This window comes from Nostoc sp. (genome assembly GCF_041747015.1).
Lineage (GTDB): Bacteria > Cyanobacteriota > Cyanobacteriia > Cyanobacteriales > Nostocaceae > Nostoc.
Map to the genome: position 1 here is coordinate 22,631 of NZ_JBGTFY010000334.1, position 13,187 is coordinate 35,817.

At 40.8% G+C, this 13,187-nt stretch carries 12 protein-coding genes; 10 read left to right on the forward strand and 2 right to left on the reverse strand.

Annotated elements, in window-relative coordinates; genetic code table 11:
- Positions 1-182 precede the first annotated feature (182 nt).
- The 6 genes from ACEW80_RS27065 to rfbD all read left to right on the forward strand — a co-directional run bounded on the left by ACEW80_RS27065 (position 183) and on the right by rfbD (position 6,103).
- Positions 183-1,535, forward strand: coding sequence for a hypothetical protein (locus ACEW80_RS27065; protein ID WP_373529568.1), 1,353 nt, complete (start codon positions 183-185; stop codon positions 1,533-1,535).
- Between the two features lie 89 nt (positions 1,536-1,624).
- The gene (locus ACEW80_RS27070; RefSeq protein ID WP_373529569.1) at positions 1,625-2,719 is read left to right on the forward strand and encodes a glycosyltransferase family 4 protein; all 1,095 of its coding nucleotides are present in this window, start codon (positions 1,625-1,627) and stop codon (positions 2,717-2,719) included.
- Positions 2,720-2,831: 112 nt separating this feature from the next.
- Positions 2,832-3,908 (forward strand): glucose-1-phosphate thymidylyltransferase, encoded by a 1,077-nt coding sequence (locus tag ACEW80_RS27075; RefSeq protein ID WP_373529570.1) that lies wholly within the window; start codon positions 2,832-2,834, stop codon positions 3,906-3,908.
- Positions 3,909-4,025: 117 nt separating this feature from the next.
- Positions 4,026-4,571, forward strand: coding sequence for a dTDP-4-dehydrorhamnose 3,5-epimerase (rfbC, locus tag ACEW80_RS27080; protein ID WP_373529571.1), 546 nt, complete (start codon positions 4,026-4,028; stop codon positions 4,569-4,571).
- 59 nt (positions 4,572-4,630) lie between these two features.
- Positions 4,631-5,095, forward strand: a complete 465-nt coding sequence (locus tag ACEW80_RS27085) for a Uma2 family endonuclease (RefSeq protein ID WP_373529572.1) — start codon at positions 4,631-4,633, stop codon at positions 5,093-5,095.
- A gap of 120 nt (positions 5,096-5,215) precedes the next feature.
- A complete protein-coding gene (gene rfbD / locus ACEW80_RS27090) occupies positions 5,216-6,103 on the forward strand; it encodes a dTDP-4-dehydrorhamnose reductase (RefSeq protein ID WP_373529573.1) in 888 nt (295 codons plus the stop codon).
- Between the two features lie 29 nt (positions 6,104-6,132).
- On the opposite strand, the gene ACEW80_RS27095 is transcribed toward rfbD, so the two are convergent.
- Positions 6,133-7,035 (reverse strand): cell division protein FtsX, encoded by a 903-nt coding sequence (locus ACEW80_RS27095; RefSeq protein WP_373529574.1) that lies wholly within the window; start codon positions 7,033-7,035, stop codon positions 6,133-6,135.
- Positions 7,036-7,155: 120 nt separating this feature from the next.
- Between ACEW80_RS27095 and def the strand changes: the two genes are divergently transcribed.
- Both def and ACEW80_RS27105 read left to right on the forward strand, forming a co-directional pair.
- Positions 7,156-7,719, forward strand: a complete 564-nt coding sequence (gene def, locus ACEW80_RS27100) for a peptide deformylase (protein WP_373529575.1) — start codon at positions 7,156-7,158, stop codon at positions 7,717-7,719.
- A 10-nt stretch (positions 7,720-7,729) separates the two neighbouring features.
- Positions 7,730-7,933: a hypothetical protein gene (locus ACEW80_RS27105; protein ID WP_373529576.1), complete on the forward strand. Its 204-nt coding sequence runs from the start codon at positions 7,730-7,732 to the stop codon at positions 7,931-7,933.
- Between the two features lie 61 nt (positions 7,934-7,994).
- Here ACEW80_RS27105 and ACEW80_RS27110 read toward each other — a convergent pair whose 3' ends face one another.
- A complete protein-coding gene (locus ACEW80_RS27110) occupies positions 7,995-11,600 on the reverse strand; it encodes an NB-ARC domain-containing protein (RefSeq protein WP_373529577.1) in 3,606 nt (1,201 codons plus the stop codon).
- A gap of 561 nt (positions 11,601-12,161) precedes the next feature.
- On the opposite strand from ACEW80_RS27110, the gene ACEW80_RS27115 reads away from it, so the two are divergent.
- Positions 12,162-12,398, forward strand: coding sequence for a hypothetical protein (locus ACEW80_RS27115; protein ID WP_373529578.1), 237 nt, complete (start codon positions 12,162-12,164; stop codon positions 12,396-12,398).
- A 68-nt stretch (positions 12,399-12,466) separates the two neighbouring features.
- Positions 12,467-12,691 carry a hypothetical protein gene (locus ACEW80_RS27120; RefSeq protein WP_373529579.1) on the forward strand — a complete coding sequence of 75 codons (225 nt, stop codon included), beginning with the start codon at positions 12,467-12,469 and terminating at the stop codon, positions 12,689-12,691.
- Positions 12,692-13,187: the final 496 nt, after the last annotated feature.

Consider the following 13,187-nt stretch of genomic DNA (forward strand, 5'->3'; position numbering starts at 1 on the left):
ATTATAGACATTGTAAATTAAACTTTACATATATTTATGAATTTTTAAATCTTGGCGATCGCTCTTAAATTAGGTAGTAATGTCAAGGAGCAAGAACAGTTGTATATAAAAATCCAAATTTCTTTCAATACAATATGTGAGTCTTGTTAACTAAAAATAATTAGTGAATTAAGGAGTAACTTATGTCATTTCCAATCAATGATAAATATTGGGTAAATGTAGTAGATTTCCTCAAAAAAAATATTAAAGACGGAAATAAAATAGTAGCACCCAATGAATTTGAGGAAAAATTTACAGGATTTATATCCTATCGCTCAATTATAAACAATTCTTTTAATGACTTTCAATGGGTTATTGTCCATAAGGGCATGATAGATAATCTAAAATATGCTTTTCTGGACAAAGTGGTAAATGAATGTATTATAGTTTTCGCTAATGAAGTTTTTGTCATTTTCACTAAACACACTTCTATGGTTGCATTAAACCATAACTTTATCCATCTACAAAGTTTTTGGGAGAAAATTAAATCGCTAAAGAAAAGTCAGGAAGTCCTGAATACAGTGAGAACAACAAATAAGCAACAGCCTAACCTTACTTTTTTGAATGAAAGACTACTTTTCACAGCAGATGCTATACGGTTTAACATTAAAACTTTAGGCTATGAATATGCTCGCAGTTTGCGTGAGCAGTTGACAATACCCAGTAATTTATCACCACAAAAAATCAACTTACAATCCAAAGTTTGTCAACAAAATGATATTGAGTCAGATTGGTTTTTCTACTGGTGTCAAGAGATGAAAACTCCTGTAGTATACCATCGAAAATTATGGGAATTTTGCTATATTTTACAAGCATTATATGAATACGATTTACTTACTCCTGGACGTAAAGGTTTAGGTTTTGGTTGTGGTGAAGAACCTCTACCAAGCATTCTTGCTGCTTATGATATTGCAATTACAGCTACAGATTTAGATCCAACAGTATCAGCAGCACAGGGTTGGATAGAAACTAAACAAAATATGTCTTCTGTAGAAAAGATATTGCATCCTGAGTTATGTACAAAAGAACTCTTTACTAAAAATGTGAGTCTAAAGTATGTTGATATGAATGCTATTCCTGCTTACTTAGAAGGTAAATATGATTTCTGCTGGTCTGCTTGTGCATTAGAACATCTAGGTAGCATTAAAAATGGACTTCTATTTATCGAAAATTCTCTGAAGACTCTAGTTCCGGGAGGAATAAGTATACAGACGACAGAATTTAATTATTTAGAAGAAGAAGAAACCATTGACAATTACGGAACAGTACTTTTTAGAAAAAAAGATTTTGAACAAATTGCTAAAAAACTAACTGCGGCAGGACATCAAGTAGTACCTCTAGATTTCAATATTGGTTCTCGTGTGTTAGATAGATTTATTGATCTTCCTCCATACAACAGTAAAGTACATGAATTACAACAAGAAGCACATTTAAAATTATTAATTGATGGTTTCGCTTCCACATCTTTTGGTATGATCATCAGAAAAGCTGTGTAAGAAGTTACCGTAGTATTATCTAAATCTTTAAGAATTTATGTAAAAATTTTTATTTTATAAGCATTATAGGCAAATTAAAAAAATACTAAATGAATATAGTAAATAATATTTCCTCTAATCAATTAATTATAAATTTATCCATTCTCTTTTCCCAAACAACAGGCATAAGCAACTATGCAAAAAATCTTTTTCCCTATTTAAAACATCTTCAACCTACCCTATTAACAGCAGAAAAATATCCTGAATTTAACTACTACTCAGTTCCAGATAATTTGACTCCTGCTCAAGGCACAAAAGGACATTTTAACCGCCTATTATGGACACAATTTCAATTACCAAAAATCTATAAACAACTCAAATCTAGCCTCTTATTCTCCCCCCTCCCAGAAGCACCCCTTTATAGCAACTGTCACTTTGTCGTGATGTTTCACGACCTCATACCGCTACGTTTTCCCAAGCGCTTCTCCCCCCTAATACCATACCATCGCTACTACATTCCCCAAGTTCTCCAGCAAGCGGAACACATCATTTGTAATTCCCAAGCCACTGCTAAAGACATTATCGATTTTTACCACGTTCCGGCTAGTAAAATTACTCCGATTCTTTTAGCGCACGATCGCACTCACTTCCGCCCTCTTAACCTCCCCACCAGCAACTACTTTCTCTATATCGGACGCCAAGACCCCTATAAAAACATCCAGCGACTCATCAGTGCTTTTGCGGCGTTACCCAACTGCAAAGACTATGAACTATGGTTAGTAGGACCCAGCGATCGCCGTTATACCCCAGTTTTACAAGCCCAAGTTGCAGAACTAGGTATAACTCATCAAGTGAAGTTCCTCGACTATATTCCTGAGGGCGAATTACCAAAAATCATCAATCAAGCGATCGCTCTCGTTTTCCCTAGTCTCTGGGAGGGTTTTGGTTTACCTGTCCTCGAAGCGATGGCTTGTGGTACTCCTGTCATTACTTCCAATCTCTCCTCCCTACCAGAAGTGGCTGGCGATGCGGCGATTCTGATCAATCCCTACAACACCGGAGAAATTACAGAGGCGATGCAGGTTATTGCAACTGATTTGGGGTTGCGATCGCGCCTTTCTAGCCAAGGTATTACTCACTCCCAAGAATTCAGTTGGGAAAAAACAGGAAAAGCAACCGTCGAAGTACTATCCCGGTACGTGTAGAATAATACCGTTGAGTTCTCAAAATTTATCTGTTAGCTAGTGGAGATGAGGGGACAAAAAGTGTTTTTCCAATGCCCCATGCCCCATACCCCATGCCCAATAACAAATCCTTATGAAAGCACTAATTCTTTCTGGCGGTAAAGGTACACGCCTACGTCCCCTCACCTACAGCGGAGCAAAACAACTTGTACCAGTTGCTAATAAACCTGTTTTATGGTATGGCATTGAAGAAATAATCGCTGCTGGTATTACTGATATTGGCATTATTATCAGCCCGGAAACTGGGGCAGAAGTCCAAGCGAAAACTGGAAATGGAGAATACTTTGGAGCTAACATCACCTATATCATACAAGACCGGCCAGCCGGACTTGCTCATGCGGTTCAAGTAGCTCGTCCTTTTTTAGGTGATTCTCCCTTTGTGATGTATTTGGGCGATAACCTGATTCAACTAGGTGAGTTACGTTACTTTCTGGAACAATTTAGCCAAAAACAGCCAGATGCTTTGATTCTCTTGCGTTCCGTTGCCAACCCTAGCGCCTTTGGTGTGGCTCAGGTAGATGAAACAGGACGGGTATTACAGTTAATTGAAAAACCCAAAGTTCCTCCTTCAAATTTGGCACTGGTAGGAGTTTATTTCTTTTCTGACACCATCTATAATGCGATCGCAAATATCCAACCTTCCAACAGAGGCGAACTAGAAATCACTGATGCTATTCAATACTTAATTAATCAGGAAAAGCAAGTTTTAGCCTACAATCTTCAAGGTTGGTGGTTAGATACTGGTAAAAAAGATGACTTATTAGAAGCTAATCGATTGATTCTAGATACCTATCTGACAGCATCAGTTGTTGGCGAAGTTGATACCCAAAGTCAGATTAGTGGGCGAGTCCAAATTGGTGAAAAATCTAAAGTAATTAACTGCACAATTCGGGGGCCAGTAGTCATTGGTAGCAATTGTCATTTAGAAAACTGTTTTATTGGCCCTTATAGTAGTATTGCTAACAATGCCACCCTCATTGATACCGATTTAGAAAACAGTGTTATTTTAGAAAGTGCTAAAATTGCTGGAATTGATCAGCGAATCATTGATAGCGTGATTGGACAACGGGCACAATTGACTCTTGCACCCCGTCGCCCCAAAGCCTTACGATTCTTAATTGGTGATGATTGTCAAATCGAACTAACGTGATTTATTTGTTAAAGATAGAAAAAGCCACGGTCGAAGTGTTAACCGACTACCTGTAAAATATAAGGATTAAATTACTCTCAAAATTCACACCGTGGCATATTACTCTAAATAATATTAATGAGCATTACATCTACCAAAATTCCTGAAGTTTTACAAATTGAACCAAAAGTATTTGCAGACGATCGCGGTTTCTTTTTTGAAGCTTACAACCACCAAAAATTTACTCAACAGACAGGTATTATTACGAACTTCGTCCAAGATAACCACTCTTACTCAAAGCAAAACGTTCTGCGCGGATTGCACTACCAAATTCGACAACCTCAAGGGAAACTCATTCGTGCTGTTGTCGGCACTATCTTTGACGTAGCCGTAGATATTAGAAAAAGCTCTCCTACGTTTGGTAAATGTGTGGGTTCTGAACTCAGTGCTAAGAACAAGCGCCTACTGTGGATACCACCAGGCTTTGCTCACGGCTTTCTCGTACTTTCAGAAATAGCCGAAGTTCTGTACAAAACTACAGATTACTACGCACCCCAAAGCGATCGCACAATTTTATGGAACGATCCAGATTTAGCTATAGATTGGCCTCTGACTGCGCCACCTATTTTATCAGCTAAAGACCAAGCGGGTAAAACTTTGAAAACTGCTGAAATATTTGATTAACCACTTTTGTTAACTTAAAGCTATAGCGCTAAGATCCAAGCAACCCAAATTCTAATGCTATGCCAGTTCAAAGCACATCTCGTCGCTACTCAATTCAGGAATATTTTGCTGTTGAAGAAAGCGTAGAATATGGCAATGAATACCGAGGTGGAGAAGTTATACCCATGACAGGTGGTTTTCTAAATCATAACCAAATTGTTGTTAACTTAATAATTGCTCTCACCGTTGCTCTTAAGGAGCAAAATTATCGCGTTTACACAAGTGATCTGCGTCTGTGGATTCCCCACTACCTTCAATATACTTATCCAGATATTTTAATTATTAAAGGCGATCCCATATTTGAGGAAGGACGCACTGATACAGTAGTTAATCCTAGCATTATCTTTGAAGTTCTTTCCCAATCCACTAGCACCCGCGATCGCGGAGATAAATTTACCTATTATCGCTCTATTCCCAAATTTCAAGAATATGTATTAATTGACCAATACAAAATACACAGTGAACAGTTTAGCAAAACCACATAAGGTAACTGGCTATTTAAAGAATTCGATGATAAAGATGGAGTTTTAACTTTAGTTTCAGCCAACTGCGAAATCTCCCGTTGTCAGATTTACGATCGCATTAAATTCGAGAAATAATCAGTCATGAGTAAATCAATTCTGCTGATTGGTAGCAACGGTCAAATTGGTCAAGAATTGCAACAAATCCTCCCATTCTACGGCAATATTATCTCAGTGGCACGCCCGACAGTAGACCTTACCCAGCCTGATACCCTCCGCAGCATTATCAGCTCCAAGCAACCGCAAATCATCATTAACGCTGCTGCTTACACTGCTGTAGACAAAGCCGAAAGCGAACCTGAACTTGCTACCACTATTAATGCGATCGCACCTCTAATTATTGCCCAAGAAAGCCAAAAATTAGCAGCTTGTCTAATTCATCTTTCGACTGATTATGTTTTTGATGGCAATGGGTGTAGCCCTTACCAAGAAACCGATGCGACTAATCCCTTGAGTGTCTATGGTAAAACTAAACTCGCTGGCGAAGAAGCAATTCGGGAAACTTGCGCCCATCACCTCATCCTCCGCACAGCTTGGGTTTATGGAACCTTTGGCAAAAGTAATTTTGTCAAAACTATGTTGCGACTAGGTGCAGAACGTCAAGAAATTCGTGTCGTCGCCGATCAAATTGGTAGCCCTACCTGGGCGAAAGATATAGCCGCAGTCATCGCCCAGATGATTTCCCAGTTAACCCCAGAAATTAGCGGCACTTATCACTACACTAATAGCGGCGTTGCTAGCTGGTATGATTTTGCCGTTGCCATTTTTGAAGAAGCCCAAGAGTTAGGCTTCCCTTTAAAAGTTGAACGGATTATCCCTATTACAACCGCCGAATATCCCACATCAGCCCGTCGCCCTGCCTATTCTGTCCTTGCTTGTGAAAAAATTTCAGTTATCGGAACATATCCCCCCCATTGGCGACAAAGACTTCGACAAATGCTCAAAGATTTTAAAATTGGGCATAGGGCATAGTCGTCATGAAATTCGCCATTATCTAATGACTAACCCTTTGCAAAACGTCGGACAGCAAATAAGCTCCCCATTAATCCGACAGTTGCACCGAAACTCAAGAGAATCAAGGGCAATAATAAAATTTGTGTTGAAGTGAGTTGCACCCCGTTAGTGATAACTTGGATAAACTCAGGTTGATTGACTAGCAACTTGCTAAGAAACTGTTGAATCACAGAAATAAAACTCCAAGCGATCGCACCACCAACTAAACCAAAGGTAATTCCCTGTAAAATAAACGGGAGGTAAATCCAAGCGGAAGTTGCTCCCACTAATTGCATAATTTCAATTTCCTGGCGTCGCGCCATCACAATCAGGCGAATTGTCGTGTTAGTAACAGCGATCGCTGTTAAGGTCAGAATAATTGTAATTGTTAAACTAATCCAGTTTAGACCTTGGTGCAACTGGGCAATCCTTTTAACTGCTTCATCCATATACTGCACCGTATCAACTCCCCGTAACTTAGCCAACCGTGTTGCTAAAGTTGGGACAACTTGAGAATTACGGGCTTTCACCTTCATCTCATCAACTAGAGGATTTTCACCTAACTGCTGTGTAGCACCTTCAATATCAGAAATTCTCATCTCCTTAACTAATTTAGTCCAAGCCTCCTCTTTAGTTATGGTTTGCATCGCCGCTACCTCTGGCATTTCTGCTAGGAGTAGTTCAATGCTTTCGATCCGCGTACCCGGTTCGAGATAAACTGAAACTTCTAGCTGGCTACCAAACTGGTAGAGGAGTTTTTCGACTTGCCAAGAGGTTTGCAAACTCAAGCCGAATAAAAACAATAACACCGTCACAGTACTCACAGCTGCCCAATTCATCCAACCTCCGCGCAGTAAACCGAGGAAAGTTTCTTTGAGTAAGTAGTCAAGTTTCGTTAGAGATTTAAACATACATTACCCCAGTCAGTAATTCGTAATTCGTAATTCATAGTTCCCAATTCCCCATTCCCCATTCTCTAGCTTGATAGAATTGAAGTAGTAAGAATTTTCACCATCTAGCCATCGAGACTCATGCCCTCTGAAATTGCTGTAGAGAAAAAAAAGTTAAAAAATCCACCTTTGGAACTTCATTATTTAGGCGATCGCGTGCTGCGTCAAGCTGCAAAGCGGATTTCTAAAGTTGATGACGAACTCCGCCAACTGGTGCGCGAAATGCTGCAAACTATGTACAGCAAAGATGGCATTGGTTTGGCTGCACCCCAAGTAGGAATTCACAAACAATTAATTGTCATCGATTTAGAACCAGAGAACCCAGCTAACCCGCCTTTGGTGTTAATTAACCCCACAATCAAACAAGTAAGCCGCGACATCTGCGTTGCCGAAGAAGGATGTTTAAGCATTCCCAATGTATACCTGGATGTGAAGCGCCCCGAAGTCGTGGAAATTGCCTATAAAGACGAGTACGGTCGTCCTCGGACATTAAAGGCTAATGACCTTTTGGGACGCTGCATTCAGCACGAGATGGATCACCTCAACGGCGTGGTATTTGTAGATCGTGTGCAAAACTCCTTGACTTTGGCCCAGGAGCTATCTAAAAATGGCTTCTCGTATCAAGCGGTGAAACCAATAGCATAGGGGGCTAGTAGTGTATTTAACTCCAAAAAGCGGTTTGTTCTTAGGTGGGGCTTGTGTAAGTGCGATCGCAGCCGTAGGTTCAATTTTTGAACTCAGTTACGGACAACCAGATTTTGGTGTCCCAGTCACGGCGATTATCCTAGCATTGAGCATTCCACTCACAGGATTATTTTTCTTTGCCGCAGTGAGGGACGCAAGGGCTAACATGAAATAAGCATCAGGTATATAAAAAAGGTAAAGGGATGAAAGAAAGGCAAAGTTTATCCTTTTACCTTTTATTTTTGCTCTGCATCTTCCACTGCCCCTAAAGCTTTTAGTGTTGCCTTCTGAGCTACTGTTAAACCGATAGAGCCTGTAATCTCCATATCCTCATATGGTTTGGCGATACTAAGAATTTTCAAACATTGACCAGTGTCTGCATTCCATATCCTCACAGTTTCGTCTTCACCACCACTAGCTAGAAATTGTCCATTGGGGCTGAAAACGACTGACCATATCCTCTTGGTGTGCCCTTGCAGCGTTTTAAGGCATTTAGTAGTGTTCACATCCCAGATTTTCAGGGTATTGTCATCACCAGCACTGGCCAAAATGTAGCTAACTTTATCAGTCTCACTGGTGATTTTATCACCTTGAGGACTGAAAGCAACGGCTCGGACTTTATCGGTGTGTTCCTTCAAAGAAGGTTCTAGAGGTTCTGGGCTGTCGTTGGTGCTAACCTTCCATAATCTCACTGTATGGTCTTCACTGGCACTGGCGATCATTTGACCGTCAGAACTGAATGTTACTGACTTTACCCAATTAGTGTGTCCTTTCAAAGGTTCTAGGGATTGACCGCTGCTAAGGTTCCACAATTTCACTGTATGGTCTTCACTAGCACCAGCTAAAATGTCACCTTTGGGACTAAAGGCTACAAACCATATTCTGTTAGTGTCTTCTAACAAAGTTTTGAAGCATTTACCAGTATTCACATCCCATAACTTTACTGTTTGATCGTCACTAGCGCTAGCTAAGATTTGACCATTGGGGCTGAAGGCAATTGACCATACCCAATTAGTATGTCCCTTCAAAGTTTTGAAACATATACCAGTATTAGCATCCCACAACCTGATAGTTTGGTCATCACTGGCACTAGCTAGGATTTGGCCATCGGGACTAAAGGCGACCGATCGCACTCCATTGGTATGACCCTTCAAAGTTTTAAGGCACTCACCAGTGTTTACATCCCACAGTCTGACTGTGTAGTCATCATTGGCACTGGCTAAGATTTGAGCATCGGGACTGAAAGCTACAGACCACACCCAATTAGTGTAACCCTTCAAAGTTCTCAAGCATCTACCAGTATTCCCATCCCACAGCTTTACTGTTTGGTCATCACTGGTACTAGCAATTGTCTGATTTTGAGGACTGAAAGCTACTGACCAGATTCTATCTGTGTGTCCAGGCAAAGTTTTTAGACACTGACCAGTGTTTACATCCCACAGTCTAACTGTTTGGTCATCACTACCACTGACTATCATGTCCCCTAAAGGACTATAGTCTACTGACCATACCCAATTAGTATGACCTTTCAAAATTTTGACGCACTTCCCAGTGTTAGCATCCCACACCCTGACTGTTTTGTCATCACTGGCACTGGCGATCGCATCACCTTGAGGACTGAAAGCTACTGACCAGATTCTATCTGTATGCCCTAACAGTGTTTTGAGGCATTTACCGCTCTGAACATCCCAAATTTTCACGGTTTGGTCTTTGCTACCAGTAACTAAAGTTGTACTATTGGCACTGAAAGCAACTGACCTTACCCCATTAATATGACCCCTCAAACTTTTGAGGCATTTACCGCTCTTGACATCCCAAATTTTCACGGTTTGGTCTTCACTAGCACTAGCGATCGCATCACCTTGAGAACTGAAAGCTACTGACCAGATTCTATCTGTATGCCCTAAGAGTGTTTTGAGGCATTCACCGCTCTGAACGTCCCAGATTTTCACTGTTTGGTCTTCACTGCCGCTAATTAGGGTTGTACCATTGGCATGAAAAGCAACTGACCAAACTTTATTAGTGTGTCCTTGATAAAGCAAAAGTTGTTGACCAGTAATAACTCGCCATAGGCGAATCTCACCGTTAGCATCTCCTGTAGCTAAAAGTTGACCATCTCGACTAAATGCTACTGACAACACCGTGGCAAAGTTTTTAGCAAAGACAGACCGAGTTAGGTCGCTGTGAGCAAAACTAACCTGATGCAGATTTACGTTTTGTAGATAAGCTTGCCGAACAGCTAGATGGGAGAAGTCATAACCAGTCAAATCAGTCTGTAATTGACACAGTAGATTGAGAACGTTACTCCCAGCATATCCAGGTTTGACAACAAATTTGTCTTGCAGGGGTTCCAGAATTTGCATTAGCTTGTCTTCAATATTTCTCTGAGTGCTAAAAACACTGAACAATCTTTTGATGATTGGCTTCAAAATCAGGCGAATTTGAATATCTCTGACATAATCTTTGACAGTGGCTCCCATTAGAGCATGACTCATGAATAGTCCGATTTCACCTGTAGTAATTTCTTGACAAACCTGTTCAATTATGATCTCTGTGATGTACTCCATAACCACAGGTTGGAGGGTGAACAGTGCTGTGCTTTTTTCAATGAGCGATCGCCGCCGCAGTGATTCTAGTGCTTCCAGTAATTCTCTTTTTGCTAAGGGACGCACAATATCATCTAGCAATTCTTCTAGCAAAATTGCCTCACGCTTGATTGCCAACCAGTAGATAATTTCTTTTTCTAGCTCTGAGGCGCGTTCAAACTGCTGGTCTAATAAATTACGAGTGTCACCAAAAATTATTTCTCCTTCGGCTAAAAAGGTAGCAATATCCCCACCAAATAATTCTCGGATTGTCTCAGAGACTAGCTTTAAAGCCAATGGATTGCCTGAATAATTCTTAACTAATTTCGCCCAGTTTTGCGGCGATCCAGATAAGCCTTTATCTTTGAGAATTTCTTGCCCTTCTGTTTCTCCTACACCAAGTAATGATATTGTTCTGACTGGTGATGCTTTGCCCTCTAAAGGTGCAAATTCTTTCGGTTTTTCGCGGCTAGTAATCACCAAGCAGCTTTCATGAGGTTCTTCCCCTACCCGTCTAAGTAGTTGACCGTAACCTTCATATCCTTCTTGATAGCATCCGGCGCGAGCCTCCTGCGAAGAAGCTACGCTCATGCCTGGTTGCAAAATTGTCTCTGCATTATCTAACACCACAAGACAACGCCGCTTTCGTAAATAATTAATCAGCAGCGTGACTCTACCATTTACGGTTTCTGGTAAATTCGTTTCTCGCTCATCAGATAGAAATCGGATCAGATTCGCTAACATTTCTTTGATGGGTGGAGCATTGCGGAGAGTTCGCCAAACTAAGTAATCAAAATTCTCTTGAACTTCCTCTGCCAGTTTTACAGACAAAGCAGTTTTGCCAATTCCCCCCATGCCTAGTAGTGCTACCAATCGACATTTATCATTGACAATCCACTGCTTAAGGTTAGACAGTTCTGTTCCCCGTCCGTAGAAGATATCACGGATACTTGGTGCTTCGCCCCAATCTTGACGCTTGTTGGCAGTCGCTTCTATAGTCTGCAAAGATGCTTGATATTCACTTTCAATAATTTGCTGTAACTTAGTGAGTTTACCCGGTCCACCGCCACTCACTTGGAATTTTTTGTAAACCTCGCTCAATCTTTTGCGTACCGCTTCGGCGCTGACACCCAATTCTTGGGCGATCGCATTTGGCGATTTGTCTTGAGCAGCATATAGTAACACCTCTAGCTCACTGCTAGACACACTTCGTTCTTGGGCTAAAGCCAAAAGAAAGTCTTCGGGAATCTCACTCATCCGCACATTATGACAAACTACACTCCAATCTTACCTCACTAGGTGAGGTAATCATCTGCTCAGAGTGACGCTTGAACTATTGTCTGGTGATGATCAGGCGTTGTTAAGTCAGTATCTTATGACTTTTTAAATAATTTTCTCAGTTTTACTTGACTAGGTAACTAAGTTATTTTATAGTGAGTTCAACCCAGGCAAGTCAGGCAACTTAGTGAGTTTAGGGTTGAATTACCAAAACTTAGTGAGTAAGAGGTAAAGTCCAAAGCTGGAACCGTTAATCGATTTTGAAAAAGGCCAGCATTCAAAGTCTGTTGTCTACAGGAATTGTATTTTAGGGTTTGATGCGCGTAGTGTGCGTTTTGCATCATTACGAGCATTAAACACTTAACAATGAATTGTTTATTTTCACCATTTGTAAATACCAAAACCACTGTTGTTGGTATTCAAACTTGATTCAGGTTTGGAATGACTGCTACGTGCTTTCAAGTATTGGCTCTTTTTTTAGGATAGTCGAGGTAGCCCTAACAGCTGCTTAGATTTAACTCTCAAAACAGGACAACAACTATGAAAATTCTCAAAGACGACAATAATATGCTGCTCAATTGGACTGGTAAGGGACTGAAGTATTTTCTGCTGACTCTACTGGGTTTGGCGATCGCTCTTGTTTTGTCTCACGTTTTTGGCGCTGTATCGATAGTTGCAATGTTGTTATCCGTAAGTATATGGATATGGTTTGCGAGGATAGCAGTATCCCTGTTTTGTCTATTTGCGATCGCCATGATTATTGAGTCTTGGGGTTAATAGAACAGAGTTTGCTATTTAAGACTCATCCTAAAGCTTCTCTTAACTTTACATTTGGAGATTATATCATGTCAAAGAACAGCAACGGCTTTCAGGGAGAAACACTTTCACCGATTTTAGTAATCTTAGTTGCAGGATCTATCTCTTTGGCGATCGTAAACAAAGATAATCACCCCGCATACTTTGATATAGTGAAAATAGCTATGGCCTATAGCTTTGGCTCAATCAAGTCCCAAGAAAAAACTAAACATTCCCATAACCAGGATGATGTAGATAAGGATGAGTTGAAATAGCAGACATGAAGGCTATCTGTGAAGACGATAGAAAAATAACTGTTTTTCAGCTAGATAGGCAGGAGCCTCACGCCTACCGTTTCGGAGGCGTTGAGAGGAATGCCGCGTGAATTGCGGTGCGGTAGGTGAATGATGTTTGGCGAGAGAATCTACCAGCACCGTAATTCACAAACTCTTCACGCAATGACCTGTTAATTGATTGTATAATCCTATTTATGCACAGCCGAAAATGCTGGCAAAATCTGAACCTAGACAAGTGAAAATAAGGGGTTTTACAGGGAAGTGATGCTGGCAGGCTAGTCCGGGTATCCGCCTCCTGTATGTAAAATTTTCAAGGAACATAGGACGTATAAATCGTTGATTTGTACAAGTGGGGCAGGACACGTACCTCACTCTAAAACGCTGTAGGGAGTTAACTCCTGAAAGAAGTTCTACTCGTTCTTCGGAGCGACTGAGAAGCCTACACTTACTCGCTAGAGAAGTGTAGGAGTGTCAC

Excerpts from the sequence above, each read along its gene's own strand:
- ACEW80_RS27065 (WP_373529568.1), top strand. The coding sequence starts at position 183 with ATGTCATTTCCAATCAATGATAAATATTGGGTAAATGTAGTAGATTTC.
- ACEW80_RS27070 (WP_373529569.1), top strand. The coding sequence starts at position 1,625 with ATGAATATAGTAAATAATATTTCCTCTAATCAATTAATTATAAATTTA.
- ACEW80_RS27075 (WP_373529570.1), top strand. The coding sequence starts at position 2,832 with ATGAAAGCACTAATTCTTTCTGGCGGTAAAGGTACACGCCTACGTCCC.
- rfbC (WP_373529571.1), top strand. The coding sequence starts at position 4,026 with ATGAGCATTACATCTACCAAAATTCCTGAAGTTTTACAAATTGAACCA.
- ACEW80_RS27085 (WP_373529572.1), top strand. The coding sequence starts at position 4,631 with ATGCCAGTTCAAAGCACATCTCGTCGCTACTCAATTCAGGAATATTTT.
- rfbD (WP_373529573.1), top strand. The coding sequence starts at position 5,216 with ATGAGTAAATCAATTCTGCTGATTGGTAGCAACGGTCAAATTGGTCAA.
- ACEW80_RS27095 (WP_373529574.1), bottom strand. The coding sequence starts at position 7,035 with ATGTTTAAATCTCTAACGAAACTTGACTACTTACTCAAAGAAACTTTC.
- def (WP_373529575.1), top strand. The coding sequence starts at position 7,156 with ATGCCCTCTGAAATTGCTGTAGAGAAAAAAAAGTTAAAAAATCCACCT.
- ACEW80_RS27110 (WP_373529577.1), bottom strand. The coding sequence starts at position 11,600 with ATGAGTGAGATTCCCGAAGACTTTCTTTTGGCTTTAGCCCAAGAACGA.
- ACEW80_RS27115 (WP_373529578.1), top strand. The coding sequence starts at position 12,162 with ATGAAAATTCTCAAAGACGACAATAATATGCTGCTCAATTGGACTGGT.
- ACEW80_RS27120 (WP_373529579.1), top strand. The coding sequence starts at position 12,467 with ATGTCAAAGAACAGCAACGGCTTTCAGGGAGAAACACTTTCACCGATT.